The sequence below is a fragment of the Winogradskyella eximia genome, assembly GCF_003386165.1.
Classification (GTDB): domain Bacteria; phylum Bacteroidota; class Bacteroidia; order Flavobacteriales; family Flavobacteriaceae; genus Winogradskyella; species Winogradskyella eximia.
In genome coordinates this window covers 362,245-378,072 of sequence record NZ_QRDV01000001.1, presented here as the reverse complement: position 1 = coordinate 378,072, position 15,828 = coordinate 362,245, and the positions used below count along the sequence as shown (strand labels likewise).

Genomic DNA, 15,828 nt, shown 5'->3' with positions numbered 1-15,828 from the left:
TTAGAATTGCCCCTTTCAGTCCACTTTAAGAGTGTTCACTAAATATTTTTCAAAATTTTTGTAACAATCCACTTACAATAACTACCTATATATTGAAAGTGGTCTAAATCTCAAAACTTTTTTGAGGCTCCAAATAGTATAAAAACGACCGTACTTCAATAACCATCAAATTACAATTATGACTCCAAGCTTGAATTATTAAAATTCAAACGAGGCTAAAAACTGAGACTTAAAACGTCTATCTGCTGGTTAAATTTGGTCTGACTTACTTTCAAAAAAAGAGGTGAAACTCTTACAATGGTCGTATATTTATAATCTCAAATTAAAACGACTCGTTATGGCAGAATGGTTCTCAAATTTAGAATTTCTATCCAAGGTATATTGGTTAGTTGCTATTATTGGCTCACTAATTTTCTCTGTGGTTATGATATTGGCTTTTGTTGGTGGTGACGCTGATGATATTGATGCAGATGTAGAAGCAGGATTTCAATTTATATCCTTTAAAAATCTTGTTGGCTTTTTTACCATTTTTGGCTGGAGTGGCATTGCTTGTATAGATTCTGGCCTCTCAACACCATTAACTATTATCATTTCAATAATAAGCGGTTTATTAATGATGGTCATTATGGCTGCATTATTTTTCTTTATTAGCAAATTATCAGACAGTGGCACACTAAATTATAAAAATGCCCTCGATGCTGTTGGCGAAGTCTATTTAACCATTGGAGCAGACCGTTCTAAGATGGGAAAAGTGAGTATTAGCGTTCAAGGTACTTTGAGAGAATTAGATGCTCTTACAGATTCATTATCCGAACTAAAAACGGGTACTATTGTAAAAGTCGTGGATATCACCTCTAACGGTATTCTTATAGTTGACCAAACAAGAAAACCCATTGAGCCATCAAAAGCTGAAAATGAAAAATTATTGAGTAACACCGCTCAAAAGAAACTATTATAACTAAAATTTAATCCTTCTAATTTATAAACTATGCACTTACTAACCATTCAAGAAAATTTTAATGTAGAAAGTCTTGGCGGACCAATGCTACTGATTTTCGTTGCCTTATTTATTGTTGTTACCTTAATTATTTTAATAAAACGCTACAAGCGCTGTCCATCTGATAGAATTTTAGTGGTCTACGGAAAAGTTGGAGGCGGTCAGTCTGCCAAATGTATCCATGGTGGAGCGGCTTTTATCATTCCTGTAATTCAAGATTATGAATTCTTAGAATTAACGCCAATTTCTATCGAAGTAAATTTAGTAAACGCCTTATCTAAACAAAACATTAGAGTTAATGTACCATCACGTTTTACTATTGGTGTATCTACAGAACCAGGTATTATGCAAAACGCAGCAGAGCGTTTATTAGGCTTAGGACAAAATGAAATTCAAGAATTGGCTCAAGAGATTATTTTTGGTCAATTACGTTTAGTGGTTGCATCAATGGATATTGAGGAAATTAATAATGATAGAGACAAATTCTTAACTAACATCTCTCAGTCTGTAGAATCAGAATTAAAGAAAGTAGGTTTAAAACTAATTAACGTAAACATTACAGATATCGTTGATGAGTCTGGTTATATTGAAGCACTTGGTAAAGAAGCTGCAGCTCACGCTATTAACGCAGCACGTAAATCGGTTGCAGAGAAAACAAGAGATGGATCTATTGGTGAAGCTAATGCGGTACAAGATGAAAGAACCCAAGTTGCTGCAGCTAACGCACAAGCCGTAGAAGGTGAAAACACCGCAAAAATTGCCGTTGCTAATTCAGATTCGTTACGTCGTCAACGTGAAGCAGAAGCAGAACGTGTAGCAATTGCATCAGAAAAAGTACAAAGTGCAAAAGCCTTGCAAGAATCTTATGCTGCAGAACAAGAAGCAGAAACAGCGAGAGCAGAGCGTGAGCGTTCTTCTCAAATGGCTGATGTTATTGTACCTGCGGAAATTGATAAACGTAAAGTTGAAATTGATGCAGAAGCAGAAGCTGAGCGTATTAGAAGACGTGCAAAAGGAGAAGCAGATGCAATATTATTTAAAGCACAAGCAGAAGCGCAAGGACAGTTTGAAGTCTTAACAAAACAAGCTGCTGGTTTACAAGAAATCGTTAAAGCTGCCGGAAACAACAGTAGAGACGCTGTATTATTATTAATTGCAGATAAATTACCAGAACTTGTAAAAACACAAGCCGATGCTATTAAGAACATTAAAATTGATAAAGTAACCGTTTGGGATAATGGAGGAAACAGTAAAGACGGAAAATCGTCTACTGCTAATTTCTTATCTGGCATGTACAAATCAGTACCACCTTTACAAGAAATGTTTAATATGGCTGGTATGGATTTACCAGAGTATTTAAAAGGAAAAGATAAAAAGGAAATTGAAGCTGAAGATGCTAAGATTGAAACATCTAAAGACTAATTAAAACTAAAAAAGTCCATTTTTAAAAGAATGGACTTTTTACATTTTAATATAAGCGATGAACACATTTAAATTTAAAAGAAAAAATTTAGCTTGGCAATACATAGTAGGTAGTTTTGCTTTAATTGTTGGTGTCATAAGCATTATAAAAGATATTAAAGGCTTAGTACCACTATTTATAGGCATCTATTTACTAATACAAGATGGTGTAGAGTTAGATTACGATAACAAGACATACAGAAATATTAAATCTCTGTTTGGGATTACTGTAGGAAAATGGCAACCGCTTCCAGAAATAGAGTATATCTCTGTCTTTAAAACTACAGAAACTACAACGGTTTGGGCTGCAAGTGCAAGCGCCAATGTATCAAATGCCGTAGTTAAGGTCAACCTTTTTTATAACACCAATCAGAAAATAGAGATTTACGATTCTAAAAACGTAGATGACGCGTTCTCAAAAGCAAAACAAATAGCATCCATTTTACATGTAGATATTTTAGATGCTACCTCACGAGAAACAAAATGGTTGTAAATTTTAATTATTGAAGATAGACGTGTACCATAAACACCTCTCGTTTGGACTATTATTCTGACACATATAAGAATTCTATTTGTATATTTGCAAAGATTTTAAAAAATGAATAAATGAAAAATATTTTATTAATAGTCGCTTTACTAGCATTTAGTTTTAGTAATGCCCAAGCTTTTGAAGGTAAAGGAGATCAGAAATTTCAAGTTGGTGCTAATATCCAAGATTCTGCTACAGGAATTAATGTAAGCTTCGATCACGGTTTAGGTGAAAACATCTCTGTTGGTGTATCGTCTTCTTATTCTTTAGGAGGTGCAGATGGTATTGAAGATCTTGATTTTGGTGACCGTTTTGATTTAAAAGCAAGATTCAATGCTAATTTAGGTAATGTTATTGCTATCGATGATAATTTCGATTTTTATCCTGGTTTAAATCTTAGCCTTAAAAACTTTGGTGGACATCTAGGTGCTCGTTATTTCTTTTCTGAAGGATTTGGTGTTTACACCGAAGCTAATTTTCCTTTAGCTAAATATGATAATGATGAACCAATTGATATTCATAATCAATTTACACTTAATCTTGGTGCTGTTTTTAACTTATAAAAAAACAATACTTAGTTACAATTTAGCCTTTTCCTCTGGTAGTTATCAGAATTGAAAAGGCTTTTTTTATGTAATGTATTCGTTCATTTTTTCGTAAACTAAATGCGACTCCCAACCTCTATACAGTAGGTAATCTGCCACTTTTTTCTTTTTCTTGTAGATGTTAGTTTCTTTAACTTGTGCTGTACGTTTTTGCACCAATTCATCTAAAGTCTTATAATAATCATCTAAATCTATTTCTTTTAAAGCAGTATCTATACTGTACTTAGAAATCTCTCTAAATTTCAGTTCTCTAACCAAACGGTTTTTTCCCCATTTTTTAATTCTGAATTTCCCACTAACAAAAGCTTTAGCAAAACGTTCTTCGTTTAAAAAATTATGCTCAATTAAATGCACCATAATCATATCTATAGCTTCAGGAATCATTTTCATATCTCTGAGCTTCTGTCGCACTTCTTTATGGCAACGTTCTTGGTAGGCACAATAGCTTTCCAATTTATTTTGCGCTTCGGCAACAGTATAGGTTTTATGTGAATTCATTACGTCAAAAATACAATAGAATACCATCAAAAATTGACTTAAAAGCCAAAAAGAGGTGAAGAAAATATCCTATTATCGAATAGTTTAAACACTTAATCGTCTAAAAACGTATTTAATCGAAAAAATAAATTGAAACTTAACAATTTGTTAATAAAAATAGAACTTACAACACCCTGACCTACAATGTTTTTAGTATATCTTTGTAGGCGGTTAACCCCTTAATTTATCCCTATGATTAAGAACTACTTACTAACATGCCTACTCTTTTCTTGTGCCTTTATTTCTTATGGGCAAACTACTATTGGTATACAAGATTTTGAAACTACACCTGCGACTCCAACAATGACTTATACTGGTGGTAATGTTGCCACTGGGACAGGCCCTTTTCCAAGTGGAGAAAACAACTTTGTAAGTGGCTCTCAAGGTCGAAAAGTTACAGATGGTACTGAGACCATTGAATTTAGCAATGTGAATACATCATTATATACAAATGTTGAATTTTCTGTTAAACTAGCCTCTTTTGGAGGTTCAAGCGGAAATGGTGCAGATAGCAGTGACTATGTTATAGTAGACGTTAGTGACGATGGAGGAGGCACTTGGACGCAACAAGCAGAGGTAAATGGTTGGAGTACGGCTAACGCATTATGGCATTTTGGCCAAGGTTCTACAGAAACTAACACTTATAACCCAAGCGGCTACCTTACATCTGTAGCAGGAGGCGATGGTGCTTCAGGAATAAACGAAATTATTATTACAGATTTACCTAGTGTTGCTAACCTTAAAATAAAAATACGCTTTGAAAATAACTCAGGAAATGAAACTTGGATTATAGATGATGCTAAAATTGAAGGGATTTTAGCCTCTACAGATACCACACTAAACTTTACATCGGCCACATATTCTGAAACTGAAAATGGTACGTCTGTAAATCTATGTGTAGATATAATAAATGAAAGTGCATCCTCAGCTACTACGGCACAAGTAGTACTAACATCTGGTACTGCTCCACACTTATCTTACACAACCCAAAACATTACATTTCCCGCAAATAGTAGTGCACAACAATGTGTTACGGTTAATATTGCAGACAACACCAATTGTGCTGATAGTACAAATTACACGTTTCAGATACAAAATGTTGCAGGTGGTGATTCAGCAACTGCTGGATCTCAAAGTGATACTACTTTAGAGATAACAGATGATGATGGGTTTGTTGGCGCTTTTAAAACCTTATCTTTTGAAGGATCTGATAACTTTACATATACAGGTGGAGGCACTGTAACCTCTACAACGAATAAATATTTTGGTACGTCTTCATACAGACTAGAAAATAGTGATAACCTCACTACTGAAAATATTGACATAAGTGCTATTACTAATGTAACTCTTAGCGTAGCTTTTGCATCTTTTGGAGCTGACAGTAACGAAGATCTATTTTTAGATATTTCTTATGATAATGGCAGCACTTGGACAGGTACAGGCTCCGAAAAATTAGTAGATGGATACAGTAATGCAGGTCTTAATATGGGTGATACAAATGCATCTAATCCTACAACAGTAGCATCTAATCCGTGGTTAGTAAATATTGCTGATACAGAAACACAAATAAAGGTCAGACTTAGAGCCGTTGGATTAGATGGCAGTGAATATTATTATGTAGATGATATTATACTAAGCGGTGATTCTTGCTCATCTGTTGTTTCAGATACCATTGTTGCATTTACATCTACAACTTCAACTATAACTGAAGATGGAGTTTTTGTTGATGTTTGTGCCTCTATCGCTAATGAGTCAGCAACCAATGCCACAACTGTTGATATTACATTAGATGGTGCTAGTACAGCTACTAATGGTACGGATTATGATGATGGAGCGGGTACACCTGCAGCAATCAGTTTTCCTTATACTTTAACATTTCCTGCTGCTAGTACTGCAGATCAATGTATAACTATATTTATCAGTAATGATGATAGCGTTATAGAGTCTGATGAAACAGTCGTTCTAAACCTTATCAACCCATCGGGAGGTAATGCTGCAATTTTAGGTACGAATACAACACACACGGTAACCATAACCGATAACGATTTTTACGATGATTGTTCAACCTCTTTAACTATACCTGTAAATAGTTCATGTATTAACCAATCCTTTACCAACGTTAGCGCAACCGACAGTGGTATTGCAAACCCGCTTTGTGGCGCCTATTCAGGTGGCGATGTTTGGTTTAATTTGGTTGTACCACCAAGTGGTGCGGTAACGGTAGAAACCTCTGAAAATGGCGGCATTACAGATTCTGGCATGGCATTATACACAGGTACTTGTGGTGCATTAACACTAGTAACATGTGATGATGATTCTGGCACAGGAAATATGTCTATGATTAGCGCTAGTGGCTTAACACCTGGTTCAACGCTTTACGTAAGAGTTTGGGAGTATAACAATAATGATTTTAGCACATTTAATCTGTGTGCCTACTCGGCTAACGAAATAGATGTAGAGCGTAATACGTTTGCTTCTATAGCCAATGGAAATGCTGCTAATACAGGTAATAATACTGTTTTTGGAGCTACTGAAGTTGGATCTACAGCCACAGCAAAAAACTATTATATTAGAAATGAGGGTTCTGCCGATTTAAGTATTACGAGTATAGTATCTTCTAATCCTACTGAATTTGTAATTTCAACTAATCCTGCACCTATTGTAATAGCAGCAGGTGGTATTGTTGGTTTTGATATTGAATTTTCACCATCAGCTCTTGGCACAAGAACAGGCACTATCACTATTGTTAATGATGATAGCGACGAAAACCCATATACGTTTGGAGTGAGTGGAACAGGTACATGTGCAGCTGGCAGTATAACTATTAGTCCTGAATCAGGACCTGTAGACACTGTAGTAACAGTAATTGGCACTAATTTGCTCACTGCAACAGCGGCTTTTAATGGTTTAGCTGCAACAGTGACTAATATATCTGCAACAGAAATGGAAGTTGTGGTACCAGCAGGATCTACAAGTGGTAGTTTAGAAATTACAGACAGTCTTGGTTGCCCTGCTTCTACACCATTTACTGTTATAGACTCACAAATTACGAGTTGTGAAGGAAATTCAGGTGTGGTTCCAACTGATTTATTTATTAGTGAAATTACCGATGCCACCTATGGTGGACTTAGCTATGTAGAAATATTCAATGGTACTGGTACTGCAATCAATATAGATAACTACTCTATTGAAGTCATTGCGAATGGAGATGCAACCGCAGCAGCAATCAATATTTTTGATTTAGAAAATTATATAATGCCAAATGGCACTACTTATGTCATTGCTGTAGGTAGACAAAGCCCTGTAACCTCAACCAATGCATGTACAGGAGTAACAGGAGGTTCTGGTGAATTAGCGTCTAGTGCAAATGCTCAATTTTCTAGTGGTGGAATTAATAAAAAAACAAATAAACATGATGTAATAAGACTAGTAAACACTGGCACTACAGTTGATGAATTTGGTGTTTATCAAGATAATGATTGGATGGATTCTACAATAATCACTGGAGATAGAGGCTTTAACTTTAGACGTTTAAATACAGCTACTCAACTTCCTGACCCAACATTTACCTTAGGAGAGCTTAGTAATTGGACAGTTATTGATTGGGTTGGTGAAGGCGCTGCATCTTGTAGCGGAAATGATTATTCAGATATTGGACTTTTCGATTTTTCAACCGGAGTACCTCCAACAGTAACATTACAGCCAATAGCACCTGCTTTTGCTTGTGCTTTTTCTGCAAGTTTAACTATTTCTGGTACCGAAGGTTATACAGGTCCAACTCCTGCAGATACGCAAGACTTAGCATACCAATGGTTTTATAATGTGCCTGGCACTTCAACTTGGGCAGAAATCTTACCTGCTGACACTAATTACAGTGGCCAACAAACAGCAACGTTAAATATCATAGACACAGCTAGTTTAGATGGTTATCAATATTACTGCCAATTAAGAGAAGATACGGCAACGTGTTTTGAAGCCTCTAATGCTGTAAAACTAGATGTACGCGTATCCATTTGGGATGGTACAAATTGGTCTGCCTTACCAGCCTTAGATAGAGTAGCTATAATTAACGGAAATTATGATACCTCAGTTGGAGGAGATGAAATAAGCTTTAGAGCGTGCAGCTTAACCGTAAATACAGGATTCAGTTTAGAAATAAGAAATAACACGTTTATCGAAATAGAAAACGATATTGTTGCTAATGGTGATATTATAGTTGAAACCGATGGTGCAGTAGTGCAAATAGATGATTTAGCTACTGTAACCGGTAGTGGTGTTATCACAGTTCAAAAATTTACTACCGTTTTAACTGACGCTTATAATTACACCTATTGGAGCTCACCTGTAGCTAATGAAACCATAGAAAATGTTTTTTCTACAGTACAGCCCACCAGACGTTTTACGTTTAACGCTGCCAATTTTATTGATTTGTTAGATGAAATTAATAACACTGGTACTTTTACACCAGGACAAGATGATATCGATGATAATGGAGATGATTGGCAAATAGCCTCTGGCACCATGCTTCCAGGTATTGGTTACGCAGCTACACCAAGCCTTCTTGGTCCTGCATTCCCTGTGGCTCAACAGTTTCCTTTTGTAGGTCCTTTTAACAATGGTGTTTTTACTCCAACAATTGTTAATAACAGTGCTGGAACCTACAACGACTGGAACTTTATTGGTAACCCTTACCCAAGTGCAATAGATGCCAATGTGTTTTTTACGGTTAACACTGGTATTACTGACAATATCTATTTATGGAGCCAAGCCACTCCATTAAATGCAAATGCTTCTGGTAATGAAGGCCAAAACTTTTCTGGAGCCGATTACGCTATAATCAATGCAAGTGGTGTAAATGTAGCTGGTGGAGATGGTGTGATACCAAATGATTTTGTACCATCTGGACAAGGATTTTTCATAGAAGCCTTATCTGGAACGAATATTACTTTTAACAACTCTATGCGAGTTACAGGTAATAATGATCAATTCTTTAGAAATGAAAACACAGGCAACTCAAGAAACGTATTATGGCTTAATTTAAACTCAGATAATGGAGTGGCAAAACAAATTGCCGTAGCACACCTTGATGGAGCAACAGATAGCTATGACGGCTCTTTTTATGATGTAAAAGAAAATCTTTCTTCAGGAAATGCAGCAACAATATATTCTAGGATTTTAGATGGTGAGGATGACGAATTTGTTATTCAAGGAAAAAACATGTCTAGCCTAGATGCATATGAAGTGATTCATGTTGGATTTAAAACCATTATAACGGTGCCAACTTTATATAGAATTTCTATTGCGCAATTCGAAGGTGATTTTTACACGGCCAATAACATTTATTTAAAAGACAATCTATTAAACACCTTTCATAGTCTTAAAGATTCAGACTATACTTTTACTTCAGAAGCTGGAATATTTAGCGACCGTTTTGAAATAGTATTTAGAACGTCTACACTTTCTATAAAAGACAACCAAATCGATGCTAACGGTATTACCATTACTGAATTAACAAATGGTAATGTAGAATTTAAGCTCAATTCTAATCAAAACACCATTACTAATGTTGAGATTATAGATATGTTAGGAAGACGTGTTTATAACTTAAGAGGCAACAGTGCTAGCGAAGTTTACAACTTGTCTCAACTCAGTAAATCTGCTTACATCGCAAAAATCACATTATCTAACGGACAAGTGATTAGCAAAAAAGCGATTAAACAACAGTAAGATCATAACCATCTATAAAATTAAAGGCCTCATGTAAAATGAGGCTTTTTTATTTTAAGCAAACTTTACATAAGGCTATATAGTACTCTAAAGCTATTTTAAGACGGCTTAAACTAAGGGTTCACCCGTGTTTGGTTCGGGTTAAACCCGGAGTAACCTCGGGTTACATTCGGGTCATACTCGGGTCAGCACTAAATATAATTTAGGCAAACCTGAAGGCTAATAGCTAATAAAATAGGATTGTTTTAAACGAACAACCTCAATCATGTTCGGTCTATGCTTTAAACACAATTTTATTATAGGGTATATTTTAAAGCCAATATAAGATTTCTACCAGCAGCAGAAATCCCTGAAGAATATGGTCGGTAACGTTGGTCGGTAATATTTTCTAAGCTCGCTGTAAGAGTTAAATTATCATTGTACTGATATTGTGTTCTAAAATTTAATGTATACCATGCAGGAGCATATGGATTGCCATCAGCATCTAAAGCATAAATATAGTCTTTAGAACTCTCTGAAGCCGCCAATTGATTATTAGAAAGTTCATTATTATAAACAACAAAGGCATCTAATTGAAGTTTATTCTTTTTCCAGATGACATGTGTACGCCCAAAATTTGGTGCAACGTGTCTTACAGGCTCCTCTACTCCATCATTATCTTCTGTACCTCCAATGACATTATATTGAGATTTTAATTTTAATTGTTTGGAAAAATTGACTTCTAAACCAACTTCAAAACCATAAATCCAAGCTTTAGATGCATTTTGTATCGCCTGAACATTACTTAATTCACCATCATACATAATTTCGGTTTCTCCATTTATCTCATAATTTCGTCTAATTAGAGCGTTATCTAAAAAGGTATAATAGGTAGCTAAATCTAAAACCACTTTGTTGTCAAAATTCAGTTTTAATCCTAGCTCTCCACTATAGGCATACTCGGCTTTTAAATCTTTATTTGGCACTACAACAGAACCAGGCTCACTATCAAATACCTTTCCTATATCATCTATGTTTGGAGCTCTAAACGCTGTTGAAGCATTCAATTTCCATTGAATCATATCGCTTGGTGACCACGTAATACCAGCTGTACCAGTTAATGCACCTGTATTTATTTCTACATCATTAAAAGGCAAGTTTAAAAACTCATTATTGGCTGTAAAATCTGCCTTAGCAATCACTTGATTAAATCGAAGTCCGGTTTGAAACACAAATTTAGCATTAGGCTTATGCTTTAAACTTGCATAAGCAGCGATGGATTGCCATGTAGATCCATCAGGATACCGAGAGACATTAGGAGCCGTTTCATTGGTTTCAATATTTTCTTCATGCCCTTTAGAACCCACGGTATTATGAAGATACTCCAAACCATAGAAAACACTTGTTTTCTTATTTAAGTCCTTTTCTAAATCTAAATTAAAAGAGATAGCATCCACAGATTCTGATCTTACCTCACGTATGGCAGACTGGTAATCTCTATCTTCCCTACTTTCTTTAAAGTTTTGATACGCTAAAGTGGTCTGAATTTTATCATACAAGTTAGAATTACTGCTCAATTTAGTCAATTGAAAATTTCCCATAAACCACTGTTGTGGTCCGTAATTCCATTCCGCAGACCGTAAATTATCGCCTCTATATCTTATTAATCTATCATACCGAGAATAATCTGAAGTTGTAGAATAATACACTCCAAAATCGAAATTAAGATTATCGGATGGCTCATACCTTACTTTCTGCATTAAGTTAATTTGGTCGTAGCCTGTAGGTGTTTGTACTAAAGGATTAGAATTAGAAACCATCACATCTTCTCCGTTTTCTCTCACCACATATTCTGATCTCAGGTAATCGCTTGGTCCATGACTTCCCATTCTAAGATCATCGAAATTAGTATAACTAGCACTGGTTAAAAATGCCCATTTTTTATAACCTAAGTTCACATCAAAATGACCTGTTTTTTCTTCGCTAGCGCTAGCATACCTTACCAAGGCATTTGCACTTAAATACAAATCGTCTTTATAAGATAATTGTGGTTTTTTGGTGTAAAAACTCATCACTCCACCAATAGCATCACTGCCATATACCACAGAACCTGCTCCTAAGGTGACTTCGGTATTTTTAATTGCAAAAGGATCTATAGAGATGACATTTTGAAGATTGCCACCTCTAAAAATAGCATTATTCATGCGTACGCCATCTACTGTAATTAAAAGTCTATTGGTAGAAAACCCTCTTATCATTGGACTTCCTCCTCCCAATTGACTTTTCTGAATATAAATATTACCCGTATTTTCTAATAAATCTGCGCTGGTTTGAGGATTTACCAATGCAATATCTTTGGCATCTATGCTTACAATGGTTTGTGGTATATCGCGTTTATTCTGCTCAAATTTGGAAGCCGAAATGACAATTTGTTTTAAACCTTCGACCTTTGGAACGAGATAAATGATATTGTTATTTTTAGCAATTTCAGCTTTTGTGAGTTTTTGTTTTTCGTATAAAAAATTTTGAAAAAAGATGATTTCATTTAAGTCGAAAATCCCCAAAGCCGCTTTACCATTTAAATCAGTTACTTGCGTTTTGTTTTTCTTAAAGTTATAGAGTGCAACTCCAGGAATTGGTGTAAGACTTCCTTCTTCTAAAACAGTAACAGTCTGCCCAAAAACCGATTGTAAAAAAAGAACTAAAAAAATACTATATGCGATGTTTCGCTTTAATTGCAAACTCATTTTCAATAAAATATTTTGGTAAATATGGCTTAATGAAACACCTCATTAAGCACCTGTAATGATTTAGGTTTTTTAAAACTTCCCAAATGTAACTCAAAATAATACAACAACATATTTAAAAACTCTTGCCTTTGTTTTGCATTAATTTTTATAGTATTTAAAGCATCAAAATTTGTGCCTAACAAGCGTTTTAACAGCGTTAAATTTTCGCCAGAAATAGAGTATATTCCGTAGTTTAAAGATTCAAAGACTCCAGATTCTAAATTAAAATACGGATAGTCGTTATTTAAATTTTCAGGTTGAAAGCCTAGATAACGAGTTAACTTCAATAAAAATAATAGATGAAAATTTGAAAATTGATCTTCATTATCTAAATACTGAAGCGCTGCCTCTATAAAATGGAATAAATCTTTATTTTTTTCCTCCTCTTTTAAAACATTTGAAAGAATTTCGGACAAGAACAGTACAATAGCACTTTTATAAATATTAGTGTGAAGACTTTTATAGATGTAGTTAAATTTTACTTCACTTATAAAATGTAGAGATTGATTGGGTTTGTAATTTTCTTCAATTTGAATCTGAGATAAAGCTTGGTAATACACCGTTTTAGACAATCCTTTTTTAGACTTTAAAACACCTCTTAGCATATAACTAACAATTCCTCGCTCTTCTGTATAACACTTAACAATTAGGTCGTAATCTCTATATTTTAATTTTGAAAGAACAATGCTATTGTTTTTAGCGCGCATATTTATCTTATTATAAGAACTTTTAGCACTTTAGTTTCAAAAGAATCTAAATCTGAAATCATAATTAAATACACACCAGATCTCACTATAGAATTAGAAAAGTTTTTACCATTCCAAATGGCTGTACCACCATCTATAGCAAAATTATAATTAGTATTTGAAGATCTTAAATTCACATTAGACTGTGCTTCTGCTACCAAATTCCCTTCTATATCTGTGATTTTAATATTAACACGCTCGGTAAGCCCACTTACTTTTACTCCTTTATTAATGTCATTAAGATCATTAGAACCAAGAATATTGTACTCTGGTCTTACTGGATTAGGGTACGCAAAAGCATCTTCCAAAGTTTCTCCGGGTTTAGAACCACCAGCTTTAAAAGATAATAACCCTTTAATTGTAGCTATGTATACCAATCCATTTTCAGAATCAATTGAAATATCGTTAATTCTATTTGAAGGTAAAGGTGAATTATCACTAGTAAAATGATATATCGTTGTTTGCCCATCTGGCGAAAAATAAAACACTCCAGAATCTACAGTACCAATCCATTTATTATTAGAACCATCTACTTCTATATCTGTAATGGTCTGGCTTTCTAATAATTCTTTAGCAATACCATCTTCTAAAATTATAATTGAACTCAACGTAGGGTTATTATCTTCGTAAAAACCAGAAGTATTATAAAGCACTCTTAATCCAGAAAATGTACCTACCCAAAGTTGGTTTCTATTATCAACAGCTAAAGAAGTTACTCTAGGAAATGGTAAATTCTGTTCTTCTGAAATTATATTCCTTAATGGATTGTTACTTATATTTTCATTAAAAGCCATTAATCCATTTTTATATGACCCAATCCATTTGGTTTCATTATCATCGATTGCAATGTCAAAAAAACCAAATTCGCCATTTGTTATATCTTGTATAATGTCTGAAAAATCATAACCTTGCCAATTTCCAGTATTTGGATCATAAGATTTTAAAGGATTGGGAGCTCGTGCAGTTAAAGACCATAAAAGGCCATTTCTATCAAAAGTAGAAGCTGATACTCTTAGACTTGTGCTACCTATAATAGATTCTAGACCACTATTGTTTTCATTAAACAATATAATAGGTTCCCGATTATTAATTTCTAGAAGTCCATCTTGAAATGAGCTCACAAAAATTTGCCTGAGGTTAAATGGGTTTACGGAAATACTATTAAGATTTTTTGCATTTAACAAATTCTCATACGGGATACTTTGCCAAGTCTCATTTCTATAATAACTCAATCCCCTTTGACGCGCTGGAGAAGGATTTAACGACTCTGTATAGTCACCAAAGCTTGTCCATACAATGTCAGTTTCGGCATTAAGTCTAAATGTTTCATTAAACAAAGGTCCCTCTGGTAGAATTTCAGAATAACCACTACTGTTAGAAATAGAATGACTTAGCACACCTAAGGTCTCTGTACCAATATATATTGTATCGTCTAATGTAATTGCTGATGTAAATACGGTAGAAAAATCTGTTGTAGGTTGAAAACTACTCACAAGATTTAAGTTTTCATTATAAACATAAATAGTGTTTGAAGTTGAATAAACAAGGTTAGAACTAGAAGTATCTGCATCTAAAGGTAATAATGGCAATGTAAACAATGTATTTATAGATGCTCCATTTATTTCATAAAGAACCTTATTACTTCGTACTGTATATAATTTATTATTAATGGCATTGATAGTATAATAATCTCCAAGAATAACTGTTTCCCATTGCTGAAAGTCAATAAGATTAGGATTATTTAAATCTGCCTTTTTTACACCATTGCTATTTAAACAAGCCACATAAATTTCGTTATTTAAAATGGACACCTGCTTTACTGTTATTTGAGCACCACCATCACCTAAAAAGTAAGTATCACCAAACTCTAAGCGTTCTAGATCATAAACAGAAACACCATAATCTGTAGATATATAAACAAGCCCTTCATGTTCAAAAAAATGATTGATCCGTTTATTAACCGGAGTAATATTTTGTTTATCTAAAATATCAACTACAGTTAAAACTTCATCGTCAGTTTCTGAAAACACCTCAATTAATCCTGTTTCGTAGCCAATCAATAAATATTGGTATATCTCACTATAATAAATCGTAGTAATCTGTTCTCCAGATAAACCCTCTACAGTTGTAATAGTTTTTAGTTGACCTGTTAATATATCATATTCAAACACGGCATTTTGTGCCGCTGCATAAATCTTATCTCCACCACTTACAACATCTACAATATTATTATATGAATAATGAGCTTGCCAAAGTGCAGAGAAATCTTGACTATATCCAGAAGTTGTAAGCCCAAATAGTAGAATAAAAATTTTTAAAACCGTGTTGCGCATTAGAAAATTAAGTTTGGTCAAAGATATTTAATAGTAACGATAATATAGTAGTTATCATATATTAAGTCAATAAAAAAGCTTCTGTGAAAAACACAGAAGCTTATATTTTAGTAAAAAAGATTTAT

Annotated in this window: 9 protein-coding genes; 5 read left to right on the top strand and 4 right to left on the bottom strand. The window is 34.2% G+C overall.

Features of this window, described 5'->3' with window-relative positions; translation table 11 throughout:
- Positions 1-337: 337 nt before the first annotated feature.
- From DFQ10_RS01630 to DFQ10_RS01615, 4 genes are all read left to right on the top strand, one after another.
- On the top strand, positions 338-958 hold the full coding sequence (locus DFQ10_RS01630) for a hypothetical protein (RefSeq protein WP_115815686.1): 621 nt from the start codon (positions 338-340) through the stop codon (positions 956-958).
- Positions 959-988: 30 nt separating this feature from the next.
- Entirely contained in the window at positions 989-2,419 is a 1,431-nt protein-coding gene (locus DFQ10_RS01625; RefSeq protein ID WP_115815685.1) for a flotillin family protein, read from the top strand.
- Between the two features lie 58 nt (positions 2,420-2,477).
- The gene (locus DFQ10_RS01620) at positions 2,478-2,951 is read left to right on the top strand and encodes a hypothetical protein (protein ID WP_115815684.1); all 474 of its coding nucleotides are present in this window, start codon (positions 2,478-2,480) and stop codon (positions 2,949-2,951) included.
- 113 nt (positions 2,952-3,064) lie between these two features.
- On the top strand, positions 3,065-3,550 hold the full coding sequence (locus DFQ10_RS01615; RefSeq protein WP_115815683.1) for a DUF6646 family protein: 486 nt from the start codon (positions 3,065-3,067) through the stop codon (positions 3,548-3,550).
- 66 nt (positions 3,551-3,616) lie between these two features.
- Here DFQ10_RS01615 and DFQ10_RS01610 read toward each other — a convergent pair whose 3' ends face one another.
- Positions 3,617-4,090, bottom strand: a complete 474-nt coding sequence (locus tag DFQ10_RS01610; RefSeq protein ID WP_115815682.1) for a regulatory protein RecX — start codon at positions 4,088-4,090, stop codon at positions 3,617-3,619.
- Positions 4,091-4,321: 231 nt separating this feature from the next.
- Between DFQ10_RS01610 and DFQ10_RS01605 the strand changes: the two genes are divergently transcribed.
- Positions 4,322-9,856, top strand: coding sequence for a choice-of-anchor D domain-containing protein (locus tag DFQ10_RS01605; protein WP_115815681.1), 5,535 nt, complete (start codon positions 4,322-4,324; stop codon positions 9,854-9,856).
- A 296-nt stretch (positions 9,857-10,152) separates the two neighbouring features.
- Here the strand turns inward: DFQ10_RS01605 and DFQ10_RS01600 are convergent, their stop codons facing one another.
- The 3 genes from DFQ10_RS01600 to porZ are packed head-to-tail and all read right to left on the bottom strand — an operon-like array spanning position 10,153 to position 15,703.
- Positions 10,153-12,582 (bottom strand): TonB-dependent receptor plug domain-containing protein, encoded by a 2,430-nt coding sequence (locus DFQ10_RS01600; RefSeq protein WP_181897554.1) that lies wholly within the window; start codon positions 12,580-12,582, stop codon positions 10,153-10,155.
- A 29-nt stretch (positions 12,583-12,611) separates the two neighbouring features.
- On the bottom strand, positions 12,612-13,331 hold the full coding sequence (recO, locus tag DFQ10_RS01595) for a DNA repair protein RecO (RefSeq protein ID WP_115815679.1): 720 nt from the start codon (positions 13,329-13,331) through the stop codon (positions 12,612-12,614).
- A gap of 2 nt (positions 13,332-13,333) precedes the next feature.
- Positions 13,334-15,703 (bottom strand): type IX secretion system anionic LPS delivery protein PorZ, encoded by a 2,370-nt coding sequence (gene porZ, locus DFQ10_RS01590; RefSeq protein ID WP_115815678.1) that lies wholly within the window; start codon positions 15,701-15,703, stop codon positions 13,334-13,336.
- Between the last annotated feature and the right edge of the window lie 125 nt (positions 15,704-15,828).

Bases quoted from the DNA above. Each gene is read 5' to 3' on its own strand.
- DFQ10_RS01615 (WP_115815683.1), top strand. From the start codon at position 3,065: ATGAAAAATATTTTATTAATAGTCGCTTTACTAGCATTTAGTTTTAGT.
- DFQ10_RS01600 (WP_181897554.1), bottom strand. From the start codon at position 12,582: ATGAGTTTGCAATTAAAGCGAAACATCGCATATAGTATTTTTTTAGTT.
- recO (WP_115815679.1), bottom strand. From the start codon at position 13,331: ATGCGCGCTAAAAACAATAGCATTGTTCTTTCAAAATTAAAATATAGA.
- DFQ10_RS01630 (WP_115815686.1), top strand. From the start codon at position 338: ATGGCAGAATGGTTCTCAAATTTAGAATTTCTATCCAAGGTATATTGG.
- DFQ10_RS01625 (WP_115815685.1), top strand. From the start codon at position 989: ATGCACTTACTAACCATTCAAGAAAATTTTAATGTAGAAAGTCTTGGC.
- DFQ10_RS01610 (WP_115815682.1), bottom strand. From the start codon at position 4,090: ATGAATTCACATAAAACCTATACTGTTGCCGAAGCGCAAAATAAATTG.
- DFQ10_RS01605 (WP_115815681.1), top strand. From the start codon at position 4,322: ATGATTAAGAACTACTTACTAACATGCCTACTCTTTTCTTGTGCCTTT.
- porZ (WP_115815678.1), bottom strand. From the start codon at position 15,703: ATGCGCAACACGGTTTTAAAAATTTTTATTCTACTATTTGGGCTTACA.
- DFQ10_RS01620 (WP_115815684.1), top strand. From the start codon at position 2,478: ATGAACACATTTAAATTTAAAAGAAAAAATTTAGCTTGGCAATACATA.